The following is an 18,538-nucleotide window of genomic DNA, read 5'->3' on the forward strand; positions in this document are numbered from 1 at the left end:
TCGCCAAGCGAAACGGCATTGCCGGACAGCACCTATCGCCGCTAGGCCGCGAAAAAATCCGCGCCGGCCGTTTATGCTTCGCTTCTCGGGCCGACCGAGGTGCCGTCACGACGTGTCGGGGCGCTGCAAGGCGTCGAAGGCGAGCCCGTGCAGTTCGTTCAGCACCTCGTGCACCGGGTGGTCGGGTTTTCGCCGCCAGCCCGGCGGCCGGCCGGGCTTCAGCGGCCGTAGCCGCTGGAGCCGGCGCGTGCCGCCGGCTTTTCCGTCTTGCGTACCGGCGTCGATGCCTCTCTCCTGGGCGAAGGCGGCGTCGCGATGGGCCCGCCAGCGGGCGAAACGTCTTGCCTGGGCCGGCAGATCGTCGAGTGCGGCGGCCAGCGCCCGCAGGCGTTGGGCCAGCCGCGTCGCGTCGACCGGATCGTCGGGCGACGGCGGGGGCGGTATGCGGAACGGCACGCTGTAGCCGGGAAAGGAGATACGCGGCACGCTTCTGGGGACCCACCAGGCGCGGCCGTTCCACGGCCGGGGCATCCGCAGCGGATCGAGCAGGGGCAGCGCCGCGACACGCCGGGCGAGGTTTTGCGGCGGCAGCGGCATGCCGGGACGGCCGGCCTTGCGCGGGATCGCGGGTTTCGGCTCGCGCGGGCGGTGCGGCGGCAGGGCGACGACCAGGCCGCGCGCGGCCACGATGATCAGCCGCCGCACCGCCGCTTCGGCCGGATACAGCAGCTTGAGCACGGCGCGGTGGAGATGGCGCGGCAGGGTAAGCGCCGGCGTAAGTGCCGGGGACAGTCTGCTTTTTTCGGCCCGCGCGACTTCTGGACTGCCGCGGCCTTTCTGCCGAAAGAAAGGAAACTGTCCCCCATCACCCAGCCCGGCCATGGCGACGAGCATGGCGAGGATGCGCTTCAGCGCCTCGCGATTCCTGTCGATCGCCACAGTCCAGTCCATCGCCGCTTCCTTTCCAGCACGGGCGGCGAAAGTATCGCTCCGCTCGGCAGGGCGGGGATAAAACCGCGAAAATAATCCTGACGGATGCTGACAGTTAGCGCCCGTGGCGCAGAGGGATCGCGTAGGCAAACGGCGATGAATTTCGCTGTTTCGTACCCCCACCCCTAACCCCTCCCCACAAGGGGGAGGGGGACTTTGCGGCCGCCATGCCGCGCGAAACCGTTGATGATTGGCGACTGGCGGAGATGCCAGCTTGTCCCCCTCCCCCTTGTGGGGAGGGGCTAGGGGTGGGGGTAGGTTCACATGCGATAGCCCTGCCCACAAGGGGAAAGGGTGGGGTGTCCTTCAAGTGATTCTTCGCGCCCGGACGATCGGCGTCCGCCGCGACGCATGACGTCGATTGCATCGGCCGGGTCATCCGGTGGCCAGGCCGATGCAAACCTGCTTGGCGCCGCGTGCACCCCCATCATTCGCCGGCGGCAGGTCCGGGTTTTGCCCTCCAGAGCCTACTCCGCCGCCGCCGGCGAAGGCGCGTCGTGGCTCGCTTCGGCCGGCGGGCGATACGGAACCAGCCGGCGCAGCGTGACGTAGAACACCGGCGTCAGGAACAGGCCGACGATGGTGACGCCGAGCATGCCCGAGAACACGGCCGTGCCCAGCGACTGCCGCATCTCCGCCCCCGGACCCGTCGCGATCACCAGCGGCACCACGCCGAGGATGAAGGCGAAGGCGGTCATCAGGATCGGCCGCAGCCTGAGCCGCGCCGCCTCGACGGCGGCGTCGACCGGGTTGGCGCCCTGCTCCTGGCCCTGGCGGGCGAATTCGACGATCAGGATCGCGTTCTTCGCCGCCAGTCCGATCAGCACGATCAGGCCGATCTGAACCAGGATGTTGTTGTCGAGCCCCCGGAACGCCACGCCGAGCAGCGCCGCCAGCACGCCGAGCGGCACGATCAGCACGATGGCGAAGGGCATCACCCAGCTCTCGTACTGCGCCGCCAGCGCCAGGAAGACGAACAGCACCGACAGGCCGAAGATGAAGATGGCGGTGTTGCCGGTCTGGCGCTCCTGCAGCGCGATCTCGGTCCATTCGAAGGCCGTGCCCTGCGGCAGCAGCTCCCTGGCGACCGTCTCCATGCTGTCGAGCGCCGTGCCCGTGGAAACGCCGGGCGCGGCGTTGCCCTGCAGCGGCACCGAGACATACATGTTGTAGCGCTGCACCAGCGACGGACCGGTGACGTCGCGGATCTCGACCAGGGTGCCCAGCGGCACCAGTGCGCCGGCGGCTGAGCGCACCTTGAGCTTGAGGATGTCGTCGCGGTCGAGGCGGAAGGCCTGGTCGGCCTGCGCCCGCACCTGGTAGACCCGGCCGAAGGCATTGAAGTCGTTCACATAGGCGGTGCCCAGATTGATGGACAGCGTCTCGAAGATGTTGGGGATCGGCACGTTGAGCATGCGTGCCTTGTCCCTGTCGATCTCCAGGTAGAACTGCGGGCTGGACGTGGAGAAGGTGGTGAACACACCCGCCAATCCCGGTGTCTGGTTGGCCTTGGCGGCGACCTCCTGGGTGAGCGCCAGGATCGGCCGCATGTCGGCGCTGTTGCGCTCCTGGATCATCATCTTGAAGCCGCCGGAATTGCCGATGCCGCGCACCGGCGGCGGCGGCAGGGCGATGATGAAGGCCTCCTGGATGCTCTGCAGGCTGCCGAACAGCGTGCCGATGATCCGGTCCTGCGAGAGGCCGGCCTCGAGCCTGTGCTCGAAGCTCTCGAACGGCGCGAAGATCACGCCGGCATTGCTGGCATTGGTGAAGGTGGCGCCGGAGAAACCGGCGAAGGCAACCGCGTTGGCGACGCCCGGCGTGTTGCGGATGATGTCCGACGCCCTCTGGATGACGGCGTCGGTGCGGCCGAGCGAGGCGCCTTCCGGCAGTTGCACCACCACGATCGCGTAGCCCTGGTCCATGGTCGGGATGAAGCCGCGCGGCACCGTCTGCAGCAAGTGGAAGGTGGCGTAGAGCAGGCCGGCGAAGATGGCGAGCATGACCAGCAGCATCGCCGTCGAGCCGACCAGGAAGCGCACCAGCCGCGCATAGCCGTGGGCCATGGCGTCGAAGCCGCGGTTGAAGCCGTCGGCCAGCGTGCGGCCGAACCGCGCCAGGAAGAAGCGCGGTTCGTGGCCGCCGTGATGCGGCTTGAACAGCACGCCCGCCAGCGCCGGCGACAGCGTCAGCGAGTTGAACGCCGAGATCGCGGTGGAGACCGCGATGGTGATGGCGAACTGCAGGTAGAACTGGCCGGAGATGCCGGGGATGAAGGCCGTCGGCACGAACACGGCGATCAGCACCAGCGAGATCGCCAGCACGGCGGTGCCGACCTCGTCCATCGTCTTGTGCGCCGCCGCTTTCGGCGACAGCCCGAGCGCGATGTTGCGCTCGACATTCTCCACCACCACGATGGCGTCGTCGACGACGATGCCGACCGCCAGCACCAGCCCGAACAGGGTGAGCATGTTGAGCGAGAAGCCGAAGGCGAGCAGCACCGCCAGCGTGCCGATCAACGACACCGGGATGGCCACGATCGGCACGAGCGCCATTCGCCACGACTGCAGGAAGACGATGATGACGATCACCACCAGCAGGATCGCCTCGACGATGGTCTTGTAGACCTCGTTGATGGACTCGGCGATGAACTCGGTCGGGTTGTAGATGATGTCGTAGGCGAGCCCCTGCGGGAAGTCGGCGGAAAGCCGGTGGATCGTCGACTGGATTTCCTCCGCCGCGGCCAGCGCGTTTGTGCCGGGGCGCTGGAAGATGCCCAGCGCCACCGCCGGCTTGCCATTGAGATAGGAGTTGGTGACGTAGTCCCGGGCACCCAGCTCGATGCGGGCGAGGTCCTCCAGCTTGATCAGCCGTCCATCCTCGGTCGACTTGACGATGACGTAGCGGAAGTCGCGCGCGTCGTCGAAGCGTCCCTGCGTGGTGACCGTGTACTGGAAGGCGGAGTTGTCGCCGATGGGCGGCGCGCCGATCGAGCCGCCGGAAACCTGCACGTTCTGCTCGCGCAGCGCTTCGACGACGTCGCCGGCGGTCATGCCGTAGGCCGACAGCTTTTCCGGATCGAGCCAGATGCGCAGCGAATACTCGCGCTCGCCGAAGATGATGACGTCGCCGACGCCGTCCAGCCTGAGCAGCACGTCGCGGACGCGGGTGCGCGCATAGTTGGAGACGTAGAGCTGGTCGTAGGTATCGTCCGGCGACAGCATGTGCACGACCATCATCAGGTCGGGCGAACTCTTCGCCGTGGTAACGCCGAGGCGCCGCACCTCCTCGGGCAGACGCGGCTCGGCGACCGACACGCGATTCTGCACCAGCACCTGCGCCTGGTCGAGGTCGGTGCCCAGCCGGAAGGTGATGGTGAGCGACATCGAGCCGTCGCCGGAGGAATAGGACGACATGTAGAGCATGTGCTCGACGCCGTTGATCTCCTGCTCGATGGGCGTCGCCACGGTGGCGGCGATCGTCTCGGCGTCGGCGCCCGGATAGGAGGCGCGCACCACGATCGTCGGCGGCGCGATCTCCGGATATTGCGCGACCGGAAGCTGCGTGTAGGCGATGCCGCCGACAAGCACGAGCACGATCGAAAGGACCGCCGCGAAGATCGGGCGGTCGACAAAGAAATGTGCGAACCTCATTGCGACGGCTCTTCGGTCTCGGTGGCCTTGGGCGGCAGGGTGGTCATCTCGGGCTTGACCGTCACGCCGGGCCTGACCCGCATCAGGCCGTTGACGACGACGGTCTCGTCGCCGCTGAGGCCCTCGCGGATGACGCGGTAGCCGTCGATGCGCGGGCCGGTGCGCACCGGCTTCATCGAGACCTTGCCGGCATCGTCGACGACGTAGACGACGCGGCGGTTCTGGTCGGCGCCGACCGCCTCGTCGGGCAGCAGCACGCCAGGGTGCGGCAGGGAGCCGGGCACGTTGATGCGCCCGAACATGCCGGGCTGCAGGACGCCGTCCTTGTTGTCGAAGCGGGCGCGCACCCGCATCGTGCCGGTGCCCTGGTCCATGCGGTTCTCGGCGAAGTCGAGCTTGCCGTTGAACGCTTTCTCGTTGCGGTCGGCGAGGTGGACGACGACGTCGATTCCGCCGCCGCCTTCCTGCATCGAGCCGCCGCGCGTGCGGGCGTCGCGCGCATAGGCGAAGTAGGAGCGCTCGTCGATGTCGAAGTAGAAGTCGATCGGATCAGTGGCGACGATGGTGGTCAGCAAGGTGGAGTCCGGCTGGATGAGGTTGCCCTGCGAGATCAGCCGGCGGCCGATGCGGCCGGCGAGCGGCGCCCTGATCTCGGTGAATTCGAGGTCGAGGCTGGCGGTGCGCAGGGAAGCCTGCGCGCCCTGGTTCTGCGCCTGCGCCGCCAGGAACTCGCGGCGCCGGTCGTCGAGCGTGGACACCGACAGATTGCCGGACTTGGCCAGTTGCTCTGCCCGCTCGAGCTGCATTCGGGAAAAGTCGAGCAGGCTGGTGCTGGAATCGACCTGCGATTTCGCCGCGTCGTAGGCGGCCTGGTAAGGCCGCTGGTCGATGGTGAACAGCAGGTCGCCCGCTTTCACGATCGCGCCGTCGCGGAAGTGCACCTCCTGCAGGTAGCCGGCGACGCGAGCGCGCACCGCGACCTCGTCCACGGCTTCGAAGCGGCCGACGAACTGGTCGTCCTCGACGATGTCGCGGGTGATCGGCTTGGCGACGGTGACGGTCGGCGCCTGCTGTTCCTGCGCCGACGCCGTCGAAGGCGCCGCGCCCAGCAGCGCCGTCGCGAGCAGGCCCGCGGTCAGGAAGCCGAGGCCCCCTCCGCCCGGCCAGGTCATGCGAAAACACGATGTGCCGGCGGCATATTCCATTGGAGGCCCTCTCGCGGAATCCGGGTCCAGTCCGGAGTATCTTACAATCGATTTATGCAGAGGGCGAGCGTCGTTCAAGCTCTGCTGCGATGCAGCATCCTGTCAGCTCCTGACATCCGTTGCACCGGAACCGGGCACGGGCGCGATCCTGCGGACCGATCGACGATTGGAGGCGGACCGGCGAGAGAGGCGCGGGAGTCGGGTAACAAGTGATCTTGTACAAGGAGTTACGGGGAGATCGAACCCCACGGCGTACCCAAGCCAGCGGACGGCCGGAGGCCGCCCGCCGGGACTCAGGTCCGCCGCTCAGATCACGGTAAAATCGGCGCTGGTTATCGACGGCGCTCCTGTCAGCGTGGCGAAATGGATCGCGGCCCCGGCGCCGTTCCCGTCAGCGTCGTAGAACAGCTTTCCCGTATCGGTCTCGTAGATGATGCGGTCGGTGGCGTCGCCGGCGAGCCCGGTCGTGTTGGCGCGGAACGCGGCGGCGCCCAGGGTCCCGGTGGTGGCCAGCGCCAGGAAGACGCCGTTCTCGAGCTGGACGACGTCATCGGCGGCGCTGAAGTCGGTGATCGTGTCGACATTGCTGGCGCCGAGCGTGGTGGCGATGCGGAAGGAATCGGCGCCGGCACCTCCGGTCAGCTTGTCGCTGCCGAGGCCACCGTTGATGATGTTGTTGCCGGAGTTGCCGATGAGCGTGTCGGCATGGCTGGAGCCCAGCAGATATTCGATCGACGAGTAGGTGTCGCCGGCGGCGGCCCCCTTGTTGGCCGCCGGGCTGGCGAGGCTCGCCGTCACCCCGGCGCTGGCCCCGGCATAGGAGGCGGTGTCGCCGCCGGTGCCGCCGATCAGCGCATCGGCGCCGTTGCCGCCGTTGAGCGTGTCGTTGCCGACGCCGCCCTCCAGCCGGTCGTTGCCGTTGGCGCCGCTCAGCGAATTGTTGGCGCCATTGCCGATGATGGTGTTGTTCAGCGCGTTGCCGGTGCCGTTGATCGCGGCCGTGCCGGTGAGCGTCAGGTTCTCGACGTCGCCGAACACCCGTGCGGTGTTGGCCAGGCTGAAGGTGATCGACGACTGCACGGTGTCGATGCCCCACGCGAAATCGGCGTTCGGGTTCTCGTCGACGAGATCGCCGGAATTGTCGACGACATAGGTGTCGTCGCCTCCGCCGCCGCGCATGTCGTCGGCGCCGGCCTTGCCGTCCAGCACGTCCTTGCCGTCGAGGCCCCGGAGGCGGTTCGCGCCGCTGCTGCCGATCAGGACATCGTCGGTCCAGGTTCCCCTAGCCCTCTCGATGCCGACCAGCGTGTCCTGCTTGCCGAAGCCGTCGATGGCAACGCCGGTCGTCAGGTTGACCGTGACCCCTTCAAGGCCGCTCCATCTCTCGTCCCGGTCGTAGCGCACCTCGTCTATGCCGCCCTTGCCGTCGATCTTGTCGCGGCCGCCCAGTCCGAAGAACTGCTCGTCGAGAGAGGAGCCGTTGATCGTGTCGGCAAATTGCGTGCCGCGATAGGCTTCGAAGTTCTTGAAGGTCTCGCTGTTTCCCCACGAATCGACCACCGTTCCCGCCTGGGCATCGAGCACGATTCCCTTCAGCGCTGCCGGATGAAAGTAGGCGGACTGGAAGCTCAGCTGGTCGAAGCCGCTGCCGCCGTCACAGCTGTCCTTGCCGTCGGCGCCATCGATGAAATCGTCGCCGGCTCCGCCCGTCAGCACGTCGTTGCCGGCGTGGCCGAAGATATCGTCATGGGCCGACGAGCCGTTGACCGTGTCGTTGCCGCTGAGAAGCCACTGGCTCATGCCCCAGGTATCGAACCACGGCTCATCACCGTCGTAGGAGTAGGAGTCGACGGCATCGTAGACGTCCACGATCGGCCGGTTGAGTCCCGTGACCGCCTGCAGCACAGTCGTGCCGTCGCTCAGGAAGAGCTGCAGCCCGGTCACCGTGCCTCCGGTCGGACCATTGGCATCGAAGGTGAAGCCGGTGCCGTTTATCCGCAGCACCAGGCCGTTCTGCAGCTGGAACGTCACCCGCGTCGCCGACGGAGCGCCGACGAGGGTTGCCCCTGCAAGATCGATCAACTCGCCAAGCGACGGGTTGTAGTCGACAAATTCCGGCAGGTATGTCCCGCCCGGAAAAGACATCGTCACGGTTGCCATTTCTCTACTCCGCCCGTTGATCCCCAACGCAATAAAAGATGTGTATGCGTTCAGAAAGAGATGGTAAAGAATTTCCTAAGAATCCGGGAAGCCGTTTTCAAAACTTGGTTTATTTGGCCTACGGAAAAGTCTTGCGCGGTAAGAATTCCTCGTCATCCCCCAAATGGGGGTTGAGTAACCGCCGGATGCTTGACCTTATTGGCGGTGCGATGTGCGTCCTCACCGACGCGATCAGCGTGAGCCGACGGCAGTCACGGCCCCAGGGCCTCGGGGTGGGGATATTGCCGTCGGCTGCTTTTCCCGCTTGTCAGGACAAGCGCGAAAGCAGCAGCATAAGCTGACCTTGCCGGGACGTCCCCGTCTTCTGCTGGATCGATTTCAGCCGGGTCCTGGCGGTCTCCAGCGCGATTCCCAGACGGTCGGCCGCCTCCGAGACCGAGTCGCCCTGGAACAGCCGGTTGCAGAAGGCGATTTCGGCCGGGGTGAGATGGAAGGTCGCCGCGAGCGCCGAGAAATCGCCGGACGCCTGCGACGCGGCGCCAAGATCGGTGACCAGCACCAGGACCATGCGGCGCGGCGAAAACAGCGAAGCCAGTCCGGCGTCCGGAGGTGCCGGCAAGGCAGCCATCGCCACCTGCCACGCGCCTTCGGCATCGCGGAACGACAGCCGGGCGCCGTCCGCCGGAACGCCCCGTGCCAGTGCCGACAGCATTGCGCCGAACCGTTCGTCGACCTCCTTGACCGCGAGATGGCAGCGCCCCGACCGCACGACCACCGCCCGCCCGGCGGTGAAGAGCCTGGCGGCCTCCGTGTTGGCGTCGCGCAAGCGGCGTTCGCCGTCGATGACGAGGGCCGCGCCGCGCCCGCGTTCCACCAGCGCCGCGCTGGCCGCGGCACCCTCGGCGCTCGAGCGCAGGCGGCCCGCGATCTCGACCGTGCGCTGCAGATTGCCGCGCACCCGCCGCAGCACCTCGGCGACGGCGGCGTTGTATTTGTCCGCGAGCGCGAGCGGATAATGGATCATGAACAGGGCCGATTGGCCGTTGCCGCCGTCGATCTTGACCGCCGCCGCCGCATCGACATCCTGCGGCGCCAGCCAGTCGTTGTAGAATTCGCTCCTTGAGAACAGGCGCGCCGGCGACACCTCCTCGGACAGGTTGACCGTGCCGCTCGGCACTCTTGTCCAGTGCGACTCGTTCCACGGGTTGATGAAGGTGTAGTGCTCGACGAACGTCCGCAGGAAATCGGGATCGATGTTGTGGGCGGTGAGGAATCCAACGCGGCCGTCGGTAAGACCGATACTGTGAAGCGAGGAGAAGGAACCGGGAAAGGCCTGCGCGAACAGCTTCGGGACCTCGTTCCAAGGGCCGGACCCGAGCGAGGCCGCGTCGATGGCGCCCGCCATCCTGGCGGCAAGCAGGGAAACGCCATCGTGATCCATCGTCGCCGGGCCGATGCCCCTCCCACCCCGGATACGCCGCCCCCTCGGCAAGGGCCGGCTTCCGGCAGTTGAGCGTCCGGCCCCAAGCAATACTGCAGGTTTTGCTTGGATTTGGCAATTGTCGGGCCGCCGGCGCAAGTAATCGTCGCGCGCCCTTTTCTGTCCCCGATGCGACATCCCCTCTTGCGCGCCGCCGCCGCTTCCGCTAATGCCGCGAGTGGGCCACCCCTCCCCAACGAGGGGCTTGCTATCTGGAAGGGTAGAATGATGACGACGATCTCCAAGCCGGACGTGCGTCCGGCAAATCCCAATTTCTCCTCTGGTCCCTGCGCGAAACGTCCCGGCTGGTCGGTCGAGGCGCTGAAGAAGGCCGCGCTGGGCCGCTCCCACCGCGCCAAGATCGGCAAGGCCAAGCTGGAACAGGCGATCGCGCTGACGCGCGAGGTGCTCGAGGTTCCGGCCGACTACCGCATCGGCATCGTGCCGGCCTCCGACACCGGCGCCGTCGAGATGGCGCTGTGGTCGCTGCTGGGCGCCCGCGGCGTCGACATGCTCGCCTGGGAAAGCTTTGGCGCCGGCTGGGTGACCGATGTGGTCAAGCAGCTCAAGCTGAAGGATGCGCGGGTTTTCGAGGCGCCCTATGGCGCGCTGCCCGATCTTGCGATGGTCGATTTCGACCGCGACGTGGTGTTCACCTGGAACGGCACGACCTCCGGCGTACGCGTCGCCGACGCCGGCTTCATCCCGGCCGATCGCAAGGGCCTGACCATCTGCGACGCGACCTCCGCCGCCTTCGCCCAGCGCCTGGATTTTGCCAGGCTCGACGTGGTCACCTTCTCCTGGCAGAAGGTGCTTGGCGGCGAGGGCGGGCATGGCGTGATCATCCTGTCGCCGCGCGCCGTCGAGCGGCTGGAGACCTACAAGCCCGACTGGCCGCTGCCGAAGATCTTCCGCCTCACGTCGGGCGGCAAGCTGATCGAAGGCATCTTCAGGGGCGAGACCATCAACACGCCGTCCATGCTGTGCGTCGAGGATTATCTGGACGCGCTGGAATGGGCGAAGTCGGTCGGCGGCCTCGATGGCCTGATCGCCCGCGCCGACGCCAATGCCGCCGTGCTGGCCGACTGGGTCGCAAGCAATCCGGCGATCGACTTCCTCGCCGGCGATCCGGCGACACGCTCCAACACCTCGGTTTGCCTGCGCTTCGTCGATCCGGCGGTCGCCGCCCTCGACGACGCCGGCCAGCAGGCCTTCGTGAAGGCCTTAACGGCCGCGCTCGAGGCGGAAAAGGTCGCCTACGACATCGCCAGCTACCGCGACGCCCCGCCCGGCCTGCGCATCTGGTGCGGCGCCACCGTCGAGACGGACGACCTGCGCAAGCTGACGCCCTGGCTCGACTGGGCGTTCGCGCAGCAGAAGGCGGCGCTGAAGGCCGCGGCCTGATCTCCCTCCCCCTTGAGGGGAGGGTGGCCGCGAAGCGGCCGGGTGGGGTCACCTCCACCCCGCCGACCTCCTGAAACAAGCAGGCCGAGCACGGCCGCACTCACCCCACCCGGTCGCTGCGCGACCACCCTCCCCTCAAGGGGGAGGGAAGCCAATCGCAGAGGATCACGCCCATGCCCCGCGTTCTCGTTTCCGACAAACTCTCCCCCACCGCCGTGCAGATCTTCAAGGATCGTGGCGTCGAGGTCGACTACCTGCCCGATCTGGGCAAGGACAAGGATGCCTTGCTCGCCAGGATCGGCGACTATGACGGCCTCGCCATCCGCTCCGCGACAAAGGTCACCGAAAAGCTGATCGCCGCCGCGACCAATCTGAAAGTCATCGGCCGCGCCGGCATCGGCGTCGACAATGTCGACATCCCCGCCGCCTCGCGCCGCGGCATCATCGTCATGAACACGCCGTTCGGCAACTCCATCACCACCGCCGAGCACGCCGTCGCGCTGATGTTCGCGCTGGCCCGCCAGATCCCCGAGGCCAACGCCTCGACCCATGCCGGCAAGTGGGAGAAGAACCGCTTCATGGGCGTCGAGATCACCAGCAAGACGCTCGGCGTCATCGGCTGCGGCAACATCGGCTCGATCGTGGCGACGCGCGGCGTCGGCCTGAAGATGCATGTCGTCGCCTATGACCCCTTCCTCTCCGAGGAACGGGCCGAGGAGCTCGGGGTCGCGAAGGTCGAGCTGGACGAGCTGTTCGCCCGCGCCGACTTCATCACCCTGCACACGCCGCTCACCGACAAGACCCGCAACATCATCGACGCGGCGGCGATCTCAAAAATGAAGGACGGCGTGCGCATCATCAATTGCGCCCGCGGCGGCCTGGTGGTCGAGAAGGACCTGATCGCCGCGCTGAAGAGCGGCAAGGTGGCGGGAGCCGGCATCGACGTGTTCGAGACCGAGCCGGCGACCGAAAACCCGCTGTTCGGCATGGAGAACGTCGTCACCACGCCGCATCTCGGCGCGTCCACGACCGAGGCGCAGGAGAACGTCGCCCTGCAGATCGCCGAGCAGATGGCGGACTACCTGATCAAGGGCGCGGTCTCCAACGCCATCAACATGCCGTCGATCACGGCGGAGGAAGCGCCGCGGCTGAAGCCGTTCGTCAAGCTCGCCGAGGTGCTCGGCGCCTTCGTCGGCCAGGTGACGGAGGAGCCGATCAAGTCGGTCGAAATCCTGTTCGACGGTTCGACCACGACCATGAACACCCGCGCCCTCATCAGCGCGGCACTTGCCGGCCTGATCCGGCCGCAGGTGTCGGACGTCAACATGGTGTCGGCGCCGATCATGGTGAAGGAGCGCGGCATCATCGTCGCCGAGGTCAAGCGCGACAAGTCGGGCGTGTTCGACGGCTACATCAAGCTCACCGTCACCACCGAGAAGCAGACCCGCTCCATCGCTGGCACCTGCTTTTCCGACCACAAGCCGCGCTTCATCCAGATCAAGGGCATCAATCTCGATGCCGAGGTCGGCCAGCACATGCTCTACACTACCAATCCGGATGCCCCGGGCATCATCGGACTGCTCGGCACCATCTGCGGCAGGAACGAGGTCAACATCGCCAACTTCCAGCTCGGCCGCGACCGGCCGGGCGGCAATGCGATCGCGCTGCTCTATCTCGACACGCCCTTCCCGGAGAACGTGCTGGCGGAGCTGCGCGCCCACAAGCTGATCGATTCGGCCAAGCCGCTGCATTTCGACGTCAACGGCGGGTGAAGGGAGCGGCTGCGCCTACGCTGTAGCGGAATGCCTGGTATGTCCATGAGATAGCGCCGGACCCGCAGGCCCGGCGCTATCAGTCCGTTCTTGCCCGGGCCGGGGCCCCGGCTTTCGGGCTGCGTGCCTCAGCGCATCACGTAGACGATGCGGTTGGTGCCGGGCTCCACCAGCACTTCCTGCCCGTTCACGTTGACGTAGCGATAGTCGTAGTCCGGTATCTCGCGGACCGTTACCGTCTCGGGCAGCCGCGCGCCGACGACGACCTCGCCGTCGAGATAGACCGGATCGAGGCGGTTGCTGGTCACGTAGGTGCGCACCCGATCCGGCGGCTCGGCCGCTTCGCCGGCCGTTCCGCCGATCGCCGCGCCGCCGACGCCGCCCACCAGCGCACCGACCGGGCCGCCGATGATGGCGCCGCCGATGGCACCCGTGGCGCCGCCGACGATCGCGCCCGCCGAACCGGTGTCGGGTGCTTCGACGATCGCCACCTCGGCGTTTGCCGGGCGCTGGCTCAACACGACGGTTTCGCCGCCGAAATCGCCGGCCAGATAGTCCGAATAGACCCAGCCCTGTCCGCCGGCTTCGGCGATCGAGCACCATTTGCCGTTCTTCAGGCAGCCCTGCAGGGTCGCCGACTGGCCGGCGGCAAGCACGCCGACGACGGGATAGTTGGAACCGGGACCGGCGCGGACGTTGAGTTCGGTCGTCGCCTGAACGGAGGTCTGCGCGAAGGCCGCTCCACCGAACGCCAGCATCGTGCCGGCCGCGGCAAGTGTCACGAGCTTCTTCATGATGAATTCTCCACGTTTGATGTTCCCTCGGCGCACCAACGGGGTAGGAATGTCATGGTTCCGGGCTGCGACTCTCCGGCAATAACGATTTGTTACTGCTGATGTACATGCCTCGGCACGCTTGCAACCTGGAGTAGCCGGGATGCGCTGCAGCCGCCCGGTGCCGGGACTGCTTCGCTCAGGCCGGGGCAAGGCGCGCCGCGACCTGCCGCGCCACCGCCTCGCCGGACAACCTGGCGCCGCCGCAGGTCTGGATCAGCGGCCCGGCAAGATGCTCGCCGGCGAAGAACACGCGGTCGGCTACGGGCTCCATCAAGGCACGTCGCGCCGCCGCCCTGCCCGGCAGCGCCGCCGCATAGGCGCCGCGCACGAAGCGCTCGCCGCCCCAGTTGGTCATCATCGCCCGGCCCACATGGTTCCTGACGTCGGAGCCGAAGATATCGCACAGGCGGTCTGTCGCGAAGTCGACGCCCGCCGCCTCGCCGGCGGCCGACATCTCCCAGGCGAAGTCGCCACCGACGAAGCCGACCATCAGATCGGTGTCGAAGGGAAAGCACAGGAAATAGACGTCGTGCCGCGCCTGCCGCTCGATCAGCAGGTCTTCGAAGGGCGAAAGGCCGAGCCGCGTACCCCTGATCTCGACCGGCAGCTTGGTCAGCATCCCCATGGGCAGATCGAAGAACGCCTCGACATGGGCGGCGGGCAGCGCGGGGATGAACACGATCTCCTCGAAGGCCAGCACCGCAGGCGAGGTCGTCACGATCACGGCGCGCGCCCGCAAAGTGCCGCGATCGGTGGCGCAGGCGACGCCCGGCCCGTCCCACGCGATCCGGCGCACCGGCGTCGAGAGCTCCACCGGAACATCGGCGCCGAAGCGTGCCACCAGCGCACCGAATCCCTCGCGGCTGACATAGTTCGGATCGAGGTCGGCGGCGGCGCGAAAGTCCTCGATCGAGGTCTCGTCGAAATCCTTGCCGAAATCGAGCGGCCCGGCGAAAGTCGCGGCGGCGCGCGCCGCGTGGCCGGAGGCGAGCAGGGACGAGACCCGGTCGTCGCCGCCGGACCAGTTTTCCATCAGCCCGGCGAGCTGCCGGTCGGCCAGCGACATCTCCGCCTCGTGGGTTTGCGAGGCCTTGTTCCGGCCGAAATAGAGATGGTCGACATCCATCTGGTGATGGTGCAGGGTCCAGCCCGCCGCCTCGGCCTCGGCGAAATACGGGTTGCGGTCGGCCGCGTGCAGCCAGGCGCAGCCGATGTCGAAGGGAATGCCGAAATGTTGATCGGACGTGAAGGCGCGGCCGCCGATGCGATCCATCGCCTCAAGAACCTTGAAGGTCAATCCGGCGGAGCGCAGAACTTTCGCGGCCGCCAGCCCGGATGAACCGGCGCCGACGACGATGACATCGATATCTTCCATGGCCCTAGACCACCCCTTGCCACGCCATATACTTGATCGTAGGGAAATTCCCCGAGACTGACCAGCGGCCGGGGGGATTCGCGGTCGTATCTGCGGTGACAGGGCGGCTGTTTGCTGGCAATGTCCCGCGACGTATTCAGGCAACCAGGAGATGAGGATGGCATTCACTGCCAAAACACTAACCCTCGCGATCGCCGCCTCAGCCATGCTCGGCCTTTCGGCCGTCGCGGCCGAGGCCGCCCGATGCGGCAAGAGCGCCGCCGGCTTCGAGGCGTGGAAGGCGGAATTCGCGCGGGAGGCCGCCGCCAACGGCGTCGGACAACGCGGCCTGGCTGCGCTTGCCGGCACGCGCTATTCCACCAAGACGATCGGCGTCGACAGGGCGGTCAGGAAGGCCTTCAGCGGATCGGTCGATTCCTTCATGAAGCGGCGCGGCGGCGCGGCCATCATCTCGAAGGGCCGCTCGCTGAAGAAGCAGAACGCGGCGCTGTTCGCCTCGATCGAGAAGCGCTACGGCGTTCCGGCCGGCCCGCTGCTGGCGATCTGGGGCATGGAGACCGGCTTCGGCGCCGCCATGGGCAACCAGAACACGGTATCGGCGGTGGCGACGCTCGCCTATGACTGCCGCCGCCCGGAATTCTTCACCAACCACCTCTACGGCGCGCTCAAGCTGGTGGATCGCGGCGGCCTCTCCGCCGGCTCGGTCGGCGCCGCCCATGGCGAGATCGGCCACACGCAGTTCCTGCCCGCCAATGTCCTGAAATACGGCGTCGACGGCAATGGCGACGGACGCGTCGATCTCAGGAACAAGGCCGATGCGCTGGCCTCGACGGCCAACTTCCTGCGCGGCCATGGCTATGGCGGCGGGCCGGCCAGCGCCAATCGCGGCGCGATCGCCGGATGGAACGCCGCCTCGGTCTACCAGCAGGCCATCATCATCATGGCCGACGCCATCGACGGCGGCTGATCCCGGCCCCTGCCCTGCAGGGCGATCGCATAGGGGCCCGTTACCCCCCACCCCTGACCCCTCCCCTCAAGGGGGAGGGGGACTTTGCGGTCATGCCCAGCGAAATCGTCACCGATTCATGTCTTGCACAACAACGGCAAGATCCCCTCCCCCTTGAGGGGAGGGGTCAGGGGTGGGGGTAGCTCCCTCCCCGGGAGGGAGCCAGGCCGCCGCCGCCGATCAGCGCTTTGCCGCGAATTCGGCGAAGGCATCGGCGAAATCCGGATGCCAGCGCGACAGCGGCGGGCGGTTCTCGACGATGTCGCCGGCGGCCCACAGGATGCGGCGCTCGTCGAGCGAACGCGGCACGTCGTTGTCGGGGCACAATATATAGAAGTCGCCGCGCTCCAGGCTTTCCAGCATGAAGTCGACCGTCTGCCGCGGCGTCCAGGCGCCGGCGGGTTTTTCCGTGCGGCCGTTGGCCGTGAGCGCCGTATAGACGAAGCCGGGGATGAGCAGGTGCGCGCTGACCGTGCAGCCCGCCGTGTTGCGCAGTTCGTGCTGCAGCGCCTCGGTGAAGGTTTTCACGCCGGCCTTGGCGACATTGTAGGCGGGATCGCCGGGTGGCGTGGTGATGCCCTGCTTGGAGCCGGTATTGATGATCAGCCCCGGCTTTCCGCCCGCGATCATGGCTGGCGCGAACACCCGGCTGCCGTGAATGACGCCCCACAGGTTGACGGCCAGCACGCGCTCCCAATTGTCGAGCGGGCCGAACAGGGCGCTGCCCGGCTGGATGCCGGCATTGTTCATCACGACGTCGGCGCCGCCGAACGCCCGCGCCACTGCCTTCTCCAGCGCCACCAGATCGTCGAACCGGCTGACGTCCGTCTCGACCGCCATGACGTGATCGGTGCCGCCGCTCGCGGCGAGGATGACCTGGGCTCGCGCATCGGCCAGCCGCTTGGCGCCGATGTCGGCGATGCAGACCTTCATGCCGAGCCCGGCGAACGTCTTCGCCGCGGCGAGCCCGATGCCCGAAGCGCCGCCGGTGACGACGGCGACCGCGCCGGGAACGAGAGCGGGATGGGGCATGCGGGGCTCCTTGCGAATTGCGGGTTCGAGGCGATGTTTTTGCACCTGTCGCGCAGCGGAAACAACAGGCATGCAGCAGCCAAGCCCCATCCTCGCCACGCTGCCTTTCGGCCCTGGCCATTGAAGAGGTCGGAAAGACAGGCGGCCGCAGGCTCGCTCATCTAAATTTTATATGCGACCCCAACGGCCGCCCATCCGGTGCTTCTTCGCCACTTCATTTCCGGGTCATGGGATCGTACTCACTACTCCGACTTGAGTGTCGCCGGCGATATCCCGCTCATGACGGCTCCTGAGGCCATACCGGAGCCCCGTCCCGCTCATTCGTCGGGATCGTTAGAAACTCTGAAGCAGCGCCGGCTCTCGCGGCCACGTTAGCCGCTACCTTCCGGACACCGATCCCTCCCCGCAAACCACCGTCATGATCGGCGTTCCCGCAGAAGGGACTGCCGGCAAGTATAAGGGAGGCGGAGAGGGCGGGGATAAAAATCGGCGGAAAACCATGGCGCGCGGCTTTTCGGCAGATGCCGTAAAAGTGCAAGCCATTGGAATGATTTTCATTTCGGCAGGCGCGCGCTTCCAACCACTCGACGGTGGCAAGAAAAGCTATCCCCTGTTCTGCCGAAATCGCATTCGGAGTTCTGGACCGCCGGAGCGCTTCGCCTATGGTTGGTCCGTTACTTCTCGCCCGCTCAATCGCCCAGAGTGCCGGGGACAGTTTACTTTTTCCGCCAGAGCCAGCCTTGAAGCGTGCCGCCTTTCTGCGGAAAGAAAGTAAACTGTCCCCTGCGCTACTCCTTCGAGCCACCCAGGGCAGTGCGGAACCTGTCCAGCTCGTCATCGGCGATCCGTACCGTTTCCGCCTCGCCGGGATAGCCGCCCGAAACGACGTCGGCGCGGAAGCCGGAGAGAGCGCGCACCCGCTCGTCGCGGACTTGTCTGTGAAGCGAGGCGAGGTCGCCCCATGCACGGGCGTGGCGCGGCAGGCGTTTGGCCTCGCCGCAGATGTCGGAGGTGAAGAGGAAGATGACGTCGGCGTCGGGACCGGAGCCGAGCGACACGGTGACCAGGCCGGTGCGGCGGTTGATCTCGGCCATCACGGCGGCCGGTATCACCTCGCATTCGACGGCGAAGGCGCCGGCATCCTCGAGCCGGCGGAAGCGGTCGAACAGCTCCAGCGCCTCGTCCGCCGTCTTGCCGACGGCGCGCACGCCGCCGACCCAGGTCGATTTCCTGGGCACGAAGCCGAGATGGCCCATGACCGGGATCTGCTCGGCCGACAGCATCTTCACCGTGTCCCAGCCGCGCCCGGTGATGACGGCGTCGGCGCCGGCGACGATCGCCGAAAAGGCGGTGCGCAGCACTTCGTCGGCAGCGACGGCGTCGGCAAAGCCGAGCGCGGCGGTGACGAAGACTTTTTTCGAGCCCTCCCGCACCTTCGGCACGTTGACGGCGCGGCACACCACCATCTCGACGCCGGCAGCCTCCGCCGCGGCCGCCTCGTCGGCGGTCTCGGCGGTGACCTGCGCGGCGTGCCGGCCGGAACCCTTCAGGGCACGCAGGCCGGCGACGGTGGTGCTGCGCTCGACCTCACGGCCGCCGAAATCGAAGATGCGGGGCATATGGGC

General features: G+C 67.2%; 12 protein-coding genes. 3 read left to right on the forward strand and 9 right to left on the reverse strand.

The features are described 5' to 3' along the window. Positions 1-105 precede the first annotated feature (105 nt). The 5 genes from AC5JDC_RS00190 to AC5JDC_RS00210 form a co-directional block, all read right to left on the reverse strand. Complete coding sequence (locus AC5JDC_RS00190; RefSeq protein WP_495838039.1) at positions 106-951, reverse strand: hypothetical protein; 846 nt, start codon at positions 949-951, stop codon at positions 106-108. Positions 952-1,457: 506 nt separating this feature from the next. Continuing rightward, entirely contained in the window at positions 1,458-4,643 is a 3,186-nt protein-coding gene (locus AC5JDC_RS00195; protein ID WP_495838041.1) for an efflux RND transporter permease subunit, read from the reverse strand. Then, on the reverse strand, positions 4,640-5,815 hold the full coding sequence (locus AC5JDC_RS00200) for an efflux RND transporter periplasmic adaptor subunit (RefSeq protein WP_495838194.1): 1,176 nt from the start codon (positions 5,813-5,815) through the stop codon (positions 4,640-4,642). The genes AC5JDC_RS00195 and AC5JDC_RS00200 overlap by 4 nt, the downstream gene beginning before the upstream one ends. Positions 5,816-6,154: 339 nt before the next feature. Continuing rightward, the gene (locus tag AC5JDC_RS00205; protein ID WP_495838042.1) at positions 6,155-8,008 is read right to left on the reverse strand and encodes a calcium-binding protein; all 1,854 of its coding nucleotides are present in this window, start codon (positions 8,006-8,008) and stop codon (positions 6,155-6,157) included. 307 nt (positions 8,009-8,315) lie between these two features. Continuing rightward, positions 8,316-9,449, reverse strand: coding sequence for a helix-turn-helix transcriptional regulator (locus AC5JDC_RS00210; protein ID WP_495838044.1), 1,134 nt, complete (start codon positions 9,447-9,449; stop codon positions 8,316-8,318). Between the two features lie 267 nt (positions 9,450-9,716). On the opposite strand from AC5JDC_RS00210, the gene AC5JDC_RS00215 reads away from it, so the two are divergent. Beyond that, positions 9,717-10,892, forward strand: coding sequence for a phosphoserine transaminase (locus AC5JDC_RS00215; RefSeq protein WP_495838196.1), 1,176 nt, complete (start codon positions 9,717-9,719; stop codon positions 10,890-10,892). Between the two features lie 173 nt (positions 10,893-11,065). Beyond that, positions 11,066-12,664 carry a phosphoglycerate dehydrogenase gene (gene serA, locus AC5JDC_RS00220; RefSeq protein WP_495838046.1) on the forward strand — a complete coding sequence of 533 codons (1,599 nt, stop codon included), beginning with the start codon at positions 11,066-11,068 and terminating at the stop codon, positions 12,662-12,664. A gap of 128 nt (positions 12,665-12,792) precedes the next feature. Here the strand turns inward: serA and AC5JDC_RS00225 are convergent, their stop codons facing one another. Both AC5JDC_RS00225 and AC5JDC_RS00230 read right to left on the reverse strand, forming a co-directional pair. After that, the gene (locus AC5JDC_RS00225) at positions 12,793-13,458 is read right to left on the reverse strand and encodes a DUF1236 domain-containing protein (RefSeq protein ID WP_495838048.1); all 666 of its coding nucleotides are present in this window, start codon (positions 13,456-13,458) and stop codon (positions 12,793-12,795) included. A gap of 178 nt (positions 13,459-13,636) precedes the next feature. Then, entirely contained in the window at positions 13,637-14,875 is a 1,239-nt protein-coding gene (locus tag AC5JDC_RS00230; protein ID WP_495838050.1) for a flavin monoamine oxidase family protein, read from the reverse strand. Between the two features lie 157 nt (positions 14,876-15,032). Here AC5JDC_RS00230 and AC5JDC_RS00235 point away from each other — a divergent pair, with 157 nt between their 5' ends. Continuing rightward, positions 15,033-15,842 (forward strand): lytic murein transglycosylase, encoded by an 810-nt coding sequence (locus tag AC5JDC_RS00235; RefSeq protein WP_106773362.1) that lies wholly within the window; start codon positions 15,033-15,035, stop codon positions 15,840-15,842. Between the two features lie 219 nt (positions 15,843-16,061). Here the strand turns inward: AC5JDC_RS00235 and AC5JDC_RS00240 are convergent, their stop codons facing one another. Together AC5JDC_RS00240 and AC5JDC_RS00245 are read right to left on the reverse strand one after the other, a co-directional pair. Then, positions 16,062-16,913 carry an SDR family NAD(P)-dependent oxidoreductase gene (locus AC5JDC_RS00240; RefSeq protein WP_495838052.1) on the reverse strand — a complete coding sequence of 284 codons (852 nt, stop codon included), beginning with the start codon at positions 16,911-16,913 and terminating at the stop codon, positions 16,062-16,064. A gap of 788 nt (positions 16,914-17,701) precedes the next feature. Next, on the reverse strand, positions 17,702-18,532 hold the full coding sequence (locus AC5JDC_RS00245; protein WP_495838054.1) for a 3-methyl-2-oxobutanoate hydroxymethyltransferase: 831 nt from the start codon (positions 18,530-18,532) through the stop codon (positions 17,702-17,704). Positions 18,533-18,538 lie beyond the last annotated feature (6 nt).

It is taken from the genome of Kumtagia sp., assembly GCF_059502445.1.